Source organism: Corynebacterium sp. ACRPQ (assembly GCF_022347225.1).
Classification (GTDB): domain Bacteria; phylum Actinomycetota; class Actinomycetes; order Mycobacteriales; family Mycobacteriaceae; genus Corynebacterium; species Corynebacterium tuberculostearicum_D.
Genome location: NZ_JAKRNF010000033.1, coordinates 1 through 8,368 on the forward strand (window position 1 = coordinate 1; position 8,368 = coordinate 8,368).

The following is an 8,368-nucleotide window of genomic DNA, read 5'->3' on the forward strand; positions in this document are numbered from 1 at the left end:
TTTTTGCTTGCCCTCAACCGGTGTCCATCTCCTCTGAACGCTTGCCTCTGCTACTGGCGTGACGCAGCGATTAGTGCCCACCGGGGGTAGCGGTTCTTGGCATCGAGATCATGCCCGTGGCACGCAGCCCAAGGAAAAAGGGGCGGGCTCAGCGTTGTGTGCTGAGCCCGCCCCTCCTTTATGTGCCTACTACCTAGGTCAGGTGGCGCGATGCACGCGCCACTCCCCTGCCTGGTTTTACCGCTTAGGCGGTCTTACGGCGGCCGAGCAGGAGGCCCGCGCCTGCGAGCACGGCACCAATGAGCCCCACGAGGGCCACGCCGTACCCGCCGGTCTTCGGGAGCTTACCGGCAGTGGTGTCCGACACCTGCAGGATCATCTTATCGCCTTGGCCACTCACTTGGATTTGTCCGCTGCTAGTGCTGACCGCAGAAATCTTATATTGCTTAGTCTGCTCATCCACTGAAATCTGAAACTCGACCGGCTGGGCCAGCAGGTTGAGCCCCTTAGGAGCCTTCGTTTCAACGAGGAAGAACGTACCAGTCGTCTTCACTTCGATAGACTCCTGCCCGGGCTTGATGGTGTAGAGCTCTCCAGCGCTGTAGTCCGGCTGGCCTCCCTTGGACGGGTAGATCTTGAAGGTCGCGCCACCCAGCCCAGACATCTCCACGATCTTATCGCCGTCGTAGTGAGCCTTCTTGAAAGTCAGCTTGCCCGGCGGAGTTTCCGGCTGCTTGTAGTTATCAACTACGCAGGAAACCGAAGACAGCTTCTTATCTTTCTCGCTCATCCTGACCTTGAAACCGAACTCACCGTCATTTGTGACCTCAACCGGTTTCGTTACCCCGTCACGGGTTTCGGTACACACGGCATTCTTGTCATTCCTCTTATAGAGGTTGAAACCCGGTTGCTGTGTCTCTACCAGAGTCAGTTGCTGCTCTTGTTCGCTCATGATGTTCCAGGAGGCAGTGCCAAGGTCCCTGTCGGCCGAGGACGTTGCCTTCAGCGACCTCCGAACGAGCTCGCCATTACCTGGGTCGATGATGTCCTGGCCACCGGCAGACAGGGTGAACTCCCAGCCTGGGACACCGTCTTCAAGAACCTTGCCGTTTTCGTCAACGATCCGCTTCTTGACGGTCACCGCACCATTGCATCGTGCGGTTACGTCTTGGGCGATTTTCTTCATCTGTTCGGTAAGGTTGCTGTAGTTAGACACCTTCACCGTGTGACCCGTGCCCGAGATATCCTCGCCCATGGTCTTGACACCACGTGCACCGTAAGTCCACCTCGACATGTCCGAAGTGACTGTCACTGACCTCCCATTAGGCAACCGCTCAAACACCTGCAGTGCCCGATTCGGCGCCAGCTTCTCAGCTCTCTCTAGGTTCGCCATAATGAGCTCGCCGCTTTCGTTAGTTCCTTTACGTTCCTTGTCGTTGTAGTTTGCTTCTCGCGCGGCTTGAATCCCGGAGTTGATTTTGTAGTAGACACCAGGTTGTTGCGGCACTTCGGCATTCAGACCGATGCGTTTGATGTCCTTGAGAACATAGTCTTGCTCAACAACCCAATCTTTACCCGTATTTCCGCCAAGCGTCAGATCAACCATGATTGGCACAACACGGGTACCGGCAGCTTTGAGTTCGTTGGCTGCCTTAATCGCGTCGTTGAGAGCACTAGCCTGAACGAATTCACCACCGAGGCCCTTGCTCTTGATTGTCGAGGAGGTCGTGGGCATACCATCCGTGATGAAGTACACCACGTCGTAGTCGTGATCCTTGACCTGCTTCAGGCCCGCTTCCCAGTTCGTAGCACTGTTATTTTCGTTATAACTCCAGTTCTTAACTACGTCCTTTGCTCGCTGGACGCCCTGCTCCGACAGCATTGAAATATAGGGTGGGTTCTGACCGTGTGTCGTTCCAGCCTGATTAGCCGGACCGCCACTTGCGAAATTATAGATTCCGAGTTCAGCTGGGGTGCCCTGCAGGGAATCAATAAATGCATTCGCAGCCTTTTTGGATGCCTCGAAGCCATTAGTATCTGCGTAGCGGAGCGATGTCGATAGGTCGGCCACCAAAGCAATGCGCAGACCACAACGCTGTGGCATCGGCGGGTTAGGGACACGTCCGTTAACCCACTGAGCTCCATACGGCTGAGAGATAATCTCTGGTGGTTTTGGTGTGCTCTCATTCGCGCCATACACATCAAGACCGACCTTCAAATTCTTGTTCTCCGAGAGATTATTAGTGAAGGTGAATACCGCATCCTTCGGTACAACGGCAGAGTCAACCGGTTTACCATCCTTTACCGGAACAACGTCCATGGTGATGAAGCCGTTGCCAATATTGACGTTGCGTTTCTGCAAGGTCACACCTGGCTCAATCTGATCCAGGGTGAGGTTGTACTTCTGCGGATCCAAGAAAGTCGCGTCAGTCTCGATACGCACGGTTGCGTACTTCATGTGAGATTCCGCAGTCACCTTAGCCGTAAAGGCATTGGGCTTGGTCGGATCTACTGGGTCAGCTTTAACTGCAAACTCGTGGCCGATGGCATCAAAGTGACGCCCTTCGACCGCCGGTGGCTTGGGGTCTTCAGAAGAATCTGAGCAGTCTTTCACCTCCCCGCTGAAGTCGAAGGACCACTCGGTCTTCGCACCGGCAGCGAACTGGTATCCGTTCTGCGGCTTCGCCGTAACCTTAACGGTGGCCTTTTGGCCCTCGTAGAAGTGCTGCCCAGCGGGCTTTCGCTCGCCACCAATGAAGTAGTCAACACCCTTCGTGTCTGGAATGTTGATGTAGCCCTTCTCTACACACGAGGGAGCGGTGGCTGGATCAACTGCAGTTGGCGCTGCGGGAGTCACGGACGTACCCGGCTCCGGGTCAGGGTCAGGCTCTGGCTGCGTGGTGCCACCGCCCAAAGTGCCTTTCGGGGTAATCGTCACCGAGCCTTGCACCCTAGGGTTGTTGAATTGCAACTGCAGATCAATGGTGTCGCCTTTTTTTAGAACGCGATTCAGCCCGGTGATTGATTTTGAATACGGAAGTTTTTGCGACGCAGCTAGAGTCTCGCTTTTTACGCTTGCACCGTTGACCTTAAGATCGTAGCCAATAAGAAAGTAGTTGCCGGTAACGGTGAAGTCGAAGCTATTCATCGTGGCATCGGCGTCGACCGTGAAGGTATAGCTGTTGACAGTGGTGGTGTTGTTAAAGTCCCGTTTCGCCGGGCTCACCGGAATGGTCGTCGCCTGCTGTGCCTGCGCGGTCGGCGCGGGAAGGCTGGGCAGCGCGCCTAGGACAGCGACGCCAAAAACCAACGCAAGCGCAACGGTCAGCGCGGCCGCTACTCCCATGAACTTTGTTTTCATCGTCGCTACCCTTCTTGCTTTCGCTTCTTCGTGATCAACAGCATCAACAGCCCGGCGCCCATCAGCGCCACCGCGGCGAGGACGAGCCCGATGATCTGTACACCAGTCATCGCCAGGTCGCCCTGTTCACGTTCTTTCTCATCGCCCGGCACGGGGGTTTCGCCTGGTGGCGGGGTCTCGCCCGGTGGGGTGTCCCCTGGGGGTGGGGTGGTAGATGGTGCTGTCGGTGGCGTCCCCGGTGGGGTCGACGGCGGCGTCTCCGGAGGTTCGGTCGGTGGGGTGGTCGGCGGAACCGTGGTGTTCGTCTTCGCCACGATCACGCCTTCCACTGGTCGGGGGTTATCGGCAACGGTGTGGAATGGAACCGCCACGAGGAAGGGGCTGATCTCCCGGTACTCTCCCGCCGCGGCACCAGCCGGTGCCTGGGAGGTGACCAGGTAGATGCCCTTCTCGAGCCCTTGGAATCGGACCTGGCCGGCATCGTTGGTCACGGCTGTGATCGTGCGGTCGGTCGGCCAGTCAGCGATCTTGTCTGCGCTGGTGTTGCGGACCTTCGCCTTATCCGCGGCGTTCTCAGGGTCGATGCCCTGCAGCCGCTCCAGTTTGATGGTCACGCCCGCGACCTTGCCCGTGGCAGGGTTGACCGGGTCCCCATTGCCCGGGGAGAGCGTGATGCTCAGCGTGTCGGTCCCGTAGTCGCGGGACACCCCGGGTTGATCACTGAGCCCGGCAACCTTGGCTGCGTCGGCGATACCGACGGCACCGTGTGCGCCGCCGAGCAGGCCAGCGCTGAGGGCGATGGCCGCCACGAGGCTGCGGCTGGTCCGCGCCGCGCGTGCTTGGCTAGTCATCTGCGCCAGCCCCTTCGTCATTCATCGTTTCTGTCGTTTCCTGGGATTCGCGATCCCGCTTTTGCTTCAGCAGCCACCGCAGCAGCAGGGTCAGCACCAGCGCTGCTGCCGCGACGAGGGCGTACATCCACCACTGCCACCCAGCACCGTGGTTCTTGTCGAAGATCTCGTGATCCGATTCGTCCAGCGGAACCTGGTGGCCGCGCACCAGCAGGCGGTGCGTGTTGATCCCATAGGGGGTGCAGGTGATCAGGGTGATGTAATCCTTGCCCTGCTCGGGGCGGAGGTCCTCGGTTTCGGTGGGCAGCACGACCTTGATCTGGTCGACCACGTACTTCAGCTTCTCGCCGGAGACCTGGACGTAGAAGGCATCACCCTTCTCCGCCTTGTTGAGGTGATCGAACATGGTGGAGTTCGCCAGGCCCGTGTGGCCAGTGATCACCGAGTGCGTGCCCTTGCCGCCGACCGGCAGGTCGGAGCCGAACAGGTGGCCCAAGCCTCGTTGCAAAGTGTCGCTATCTGTTCCGTGGAAGATCGGCAGGTCGGCCTTGATCTTTGGGAAGATGAGGCGCGCCATCGCGTCGTTCGCGTCGAGTTGGTCCAGGTATTCCTGGTAGTCCGGGTTGTTCTCGTCGAAGCGGGCGAGCCAGGGGTCGAGGATGGGGCCGGTGGTTCGGTTCTCGTTGTATTTGTGGGCGTTATCCCACTGCGTGTTTTTGACTTCTTCTGGAGTACTTTTTTCGAGTTCCGCGTAGTCTTGCGCGACCTTCGTGGCGACGTAGTTGTTCCACAGGGTGGACGTCACCGGGTACAGCATCACGAGCACCCCGAGGATCACGAGCACCGCGGCCAGCACGGGGCTGGTCTTGGTGCTGTTGGCACGGCGTGGTTCCTTCTTTGGTTCCACGTCTGTGCTGAGGGTGTGATCCACGGGGTGCTCCTGGGGCTGGTTCTGCTTGGGTTCGCCTGGGTGAAACCTTCGCCCCCGGGGTTGTCCGTTGGGCGAAGGTTTTACCGGTTCAGCGGGCTATTAGTTCTTAGCGCCGCGGCGTGCGAACCATGCACCGGCTGCCACGATGGCGGCACCAATTGCGGCCAGGATGCCAATACCCATGCCACCGGTCATCGGCAGGTTCGGGGTGGTGTCGTCGGAGTTAACGACCTCGCCCTTGTTTGCGCCGACCTGGACGGAAGCCAGCTCGTAGACGCGCTCCGGGTCAGTCGAGGTAGCAACCAGCTTGAACTCGAGTGCCTCCGGCAGCAGCTCCTTGCCCTTCGGAGCCTTGGTCTCAATCAGGCAGTAGTGGGACTGGTCACCAGCGGCAACCTCGGCATTGTCTTCGAAATCGTTGACGTGGAGACCGGTGATCTTCACCATGCCGTCCTGGCCAGAGACGAAGGTGGTCTTAACCTTTCCACCCTGCTGACCGTTGACCGGGGTCCAGGAACCCTTCTTGGTGGTGTCGATCTCGGAGCACTGCTTGCCAGCTGCCTGGCGAGCAATCTGGAACTCGGCGCCTTCCAGAGCCTTGCGGTCGCCATCGACCTTCTTGAACTGCAGGCCACCCCAGTAGGTCTTGACCTCCGGGGTCTCCTTAGGCTTGTCAGACTCCGAGCCGTCCGGGTTGTTCTGGAACACCCGAGCCTTATTCGGCGCGATGTCGGTGTCCTTCGCGAACTCAGCCTTCAGCTTGGTGGTGATCGTTACCTCGACCTTGTCGCCCGCCTCCAGCGTCTTAGCTACTTCAGGCTTCAGGGCGACGTCGACGTTGTTACCCTCGTAGAACTTTCCGTCTACATCCTGCTCGGGCTGGATCTCCTTGCCCGCGGCCGTCACGTTAACGCCAGTGATCTCCAGCTTCGGGTCAATCTGGTCAGTGATACGGAACTGGGTGCGCTCCGTGTTCGGCTTCAGCTGGCGAGCAGTACCAGTGACGGTGTAGATGAGGTTCTCGTCGCCGGCGTTCTGGTCCTTGTCCTTGACGGTCTTGGTCGGTTCTTCGTCCTTGTAGTTCTTCGGGAACGCGTGGACGTCGTAGTTCCAGCTAGTGCCCTGGTTATCCGCACCGTTATCCGCGGTCATCGGGACGAATGCAATGAACGGGACAGCCGGGTCGTAGCCCTCCTTCGGGGTGGTCTCCACGACGAGGTAGGCACCGAGCTCCAGCTCCTTGCTTACCTCCCAGGTGCCGTTTGCACCGGTCGTACCGGTATCGACCTTGGTGAGGGCTCCAGCCGGGAGGCCGTCCTTCAGCTGTGCTCCCTGGGAGAAGTCTGCAGCCTTGAGCTTGGAGGCAGCGACGAGCCCCTCATTCGTGGTGACATCGATGTCGGTAGCGCCATCCGCAGTCGTGTTGATCTTGTACACGGTGAAGCCGACACCTTCCAGAGGCTCGCCACCGTTGCGCTCGACGTCCTTCGCATCTTCAAGAGTGCCCGACGGGGTGCCTTCATTGATCGGGTTGCCGAACTTGTGGATGGTCAGTGCACCCTTGGCGTTCTTATTCACCAGCGGGGAGTCGCCTGCAGTCTGGTTGACGGTCGGGTCCTGACCTTCCTGAGCAACAGCGATCGAGCCCGGGGCAGCGATACCCAAAGAGAGACCAGCGATGGCGGCGAAAGTGACCGAACGAATGGTCAGAGAGTTCTTCTTCACTGGAGTGAATTCCTTTACATCAGTAGTGACTGGAGCGCGTAGCACCCCTCGACGTTCAGCGACCCACTCCGGTTAGCTGATTTTAAGCTTGCCGCCCTTTCGGTCACGACACCTTAAAATTCGCTGGTGGTCACACGCGCCAAAACCCCTTTGTTGACAGATCACTTTTGTTGTGATGCCACCAATTCTCGGGCTTCAGTCCCGCGATCCCCACCTAGTGAATCGCACATAATTAGCTTATAGCCAATGGCACATATTCGGCACCCCCTACAGCTAAAACGATTGAGACATGCGTTATTGCCCCCAACACAAACCCGGCTGGAGCCACTCAAAATCGTCCCTGAACTGGACTGTTGAACAGTTTTTCGCTCTATGCGCACCAGTAATAGCCCCCCCACATTAGGGTGATAAGTGATAAGCATCTCACAGCAAAAATTGCGCCTTTTTGTAACCTCGCAGCGAAGAATAGACTCCAACTGTCCACGTTCCACCGGAGCGAGCCCCAACCCCTCAGTAGAAGTTAAGGCCTATGACAGACCAACCCCCAACGCCGAACACGACGGACGCGACCCCGCACCGCCGAGATAAGAAACTGAACGCCAACGCAATCATTGCCGTCGCCCTCATCCTCGCCGGCCTGGGCGTACTGCTATACCCGGTGCTCGCCACCCAGTGGAATAACTACCAGCAGTCCCGCGCCGCCGAGGCCTACTCGCAGCTAGAAAAGGGCGTACCCCCAGAAGTCCTCAACAAGGCCCGGGAGGAGGCACAGCAATACAACGCTAGCCTCGGGGACATCGACCCCAGCGATGCGTGGACCAGCTCCGACGACGAGAGCTCCCCGGCGTATCAGCGCTACCTGAATTACCTCTCCGTCCTGAACGAGACCGAGGCCATGGGCCGCATTGTGCTGCCCTCCATCAAGTCCGATCTGCCAATCTTCCACGGCACCTCCGACCGCGTGCTGGCCCGCGGGGTCGGCCACCTTTACGGCACGGACCTGCCTGTCGGCGCACCCGGCGAGCTCGGCGAAGATGGCGCTATCCTGCCCGCCCCACCAGAGGGCCGACTCTCCGCGCTTTCTGCCCATACCGGACTGCAGAACGCCACCCTGTGGGACAACCTCGACCAGATCGAGAAGGGCGACCCGGTCTACGTCGCCGCGGCGGGCGAGAAGCTGAAGTACGAGGTCCGAGACATCGAGGTCGTCACCCCGGATAAGACCAGCCTGCTGCGTCGCACGCCGAATAAGGACCTGGTCACGCTCATCACCTGCACCCCCTATGGCATCAACACCCACCGACTGATCATCACCGCCGAGCGCGTGCCGATGGACCCGCAGGAAGAGTCCGTCTTCGACGGGCAGGGCACCACCTGGCAGTGGTGGATGTGGGCCATCCTCGCTGCCGCGGCGATCATCGTGCTGCTGCTGATCCGCTGGTGGTGGAAGAACTTCCGCAAGCAGGAAGGCGAGGAGGGCCCCACAACCTCGGGCACTGG

The 8,368-nt window shown here is 59.1% G+C and carries 5 protein-coding genes; 1 reads left to right on the forward strand and 4 read right to left on the reverse strand.

Annotated features, from left to right (window positions below; all coding sequences use genetic code 11):
- Window positions 1–244 precede the first annotated feature (244 nt).
- From MHY24_RS11850 to MHY24_RS11865, 4 genes are all read right to left on the reverse strand, one after another.
- A complete protein-coding gene (locus tag MHY24_RS11850) occupies window positions 245–3,361 on the reverse strand; it encodes a SpaA isopeptide-forming pilin-related protein (RefSeq protein ID WP_239230894.1) in 3,117 nt (1,038 codons plus the stop codon).
- Window positions 3,362–3,366: 5 nt separating this feature from the next.
- Window positions 3,367–4,212: an adhesin gene (locus tag MHY24_RS11855; protein ID WP_239230898.1), complete on the reverse strand. Its 846-nt coding sequence runs from the start codon at window positions 4,210–4,212 to the stop codon at window positions 3,367–3,369.
- Window positions 4,205–5,143, reverse strand: a complete 939-nt coding sequence (locus MHY24_RS11860) for a class C sortase (RefSeq protein ID WP_204610552.1) — start codon at window positions 5,141–5,143, stop codon at window positions 4,205–4,207. The genes MHY24_RS11855 and MHY24_RS11860 overlap by 8 nt, the downstream gene beginning before the upstream one ends.
- Window positions 5,144–5,242: 99 nt before the next feature.
- Window positions 5,243–6,868, reverse strand: coding sequence for a SpaH/EbpB family LPXTG-anchored major pilin (locus tag MHY24_RS11865; RefSeq protein WP_204610554.1), 1,626 nt, complete (start codon window positions 6,866–6,868; stop codon window positions 5,243–5,245).
- Between the two features lie 529 nt (window positions 6,869–7,397).
- Here MHY24_RS11865 and MHY24_RS11870 point away from each other — a divergent pair.
- On the forward strand, window positions 7,398–8,368 hold a 971-nt coding region (locus tag MHY24_RS11870; RefSeq protein ID WP_239230901.1), incomplete at its 3' end, for a class C sortase.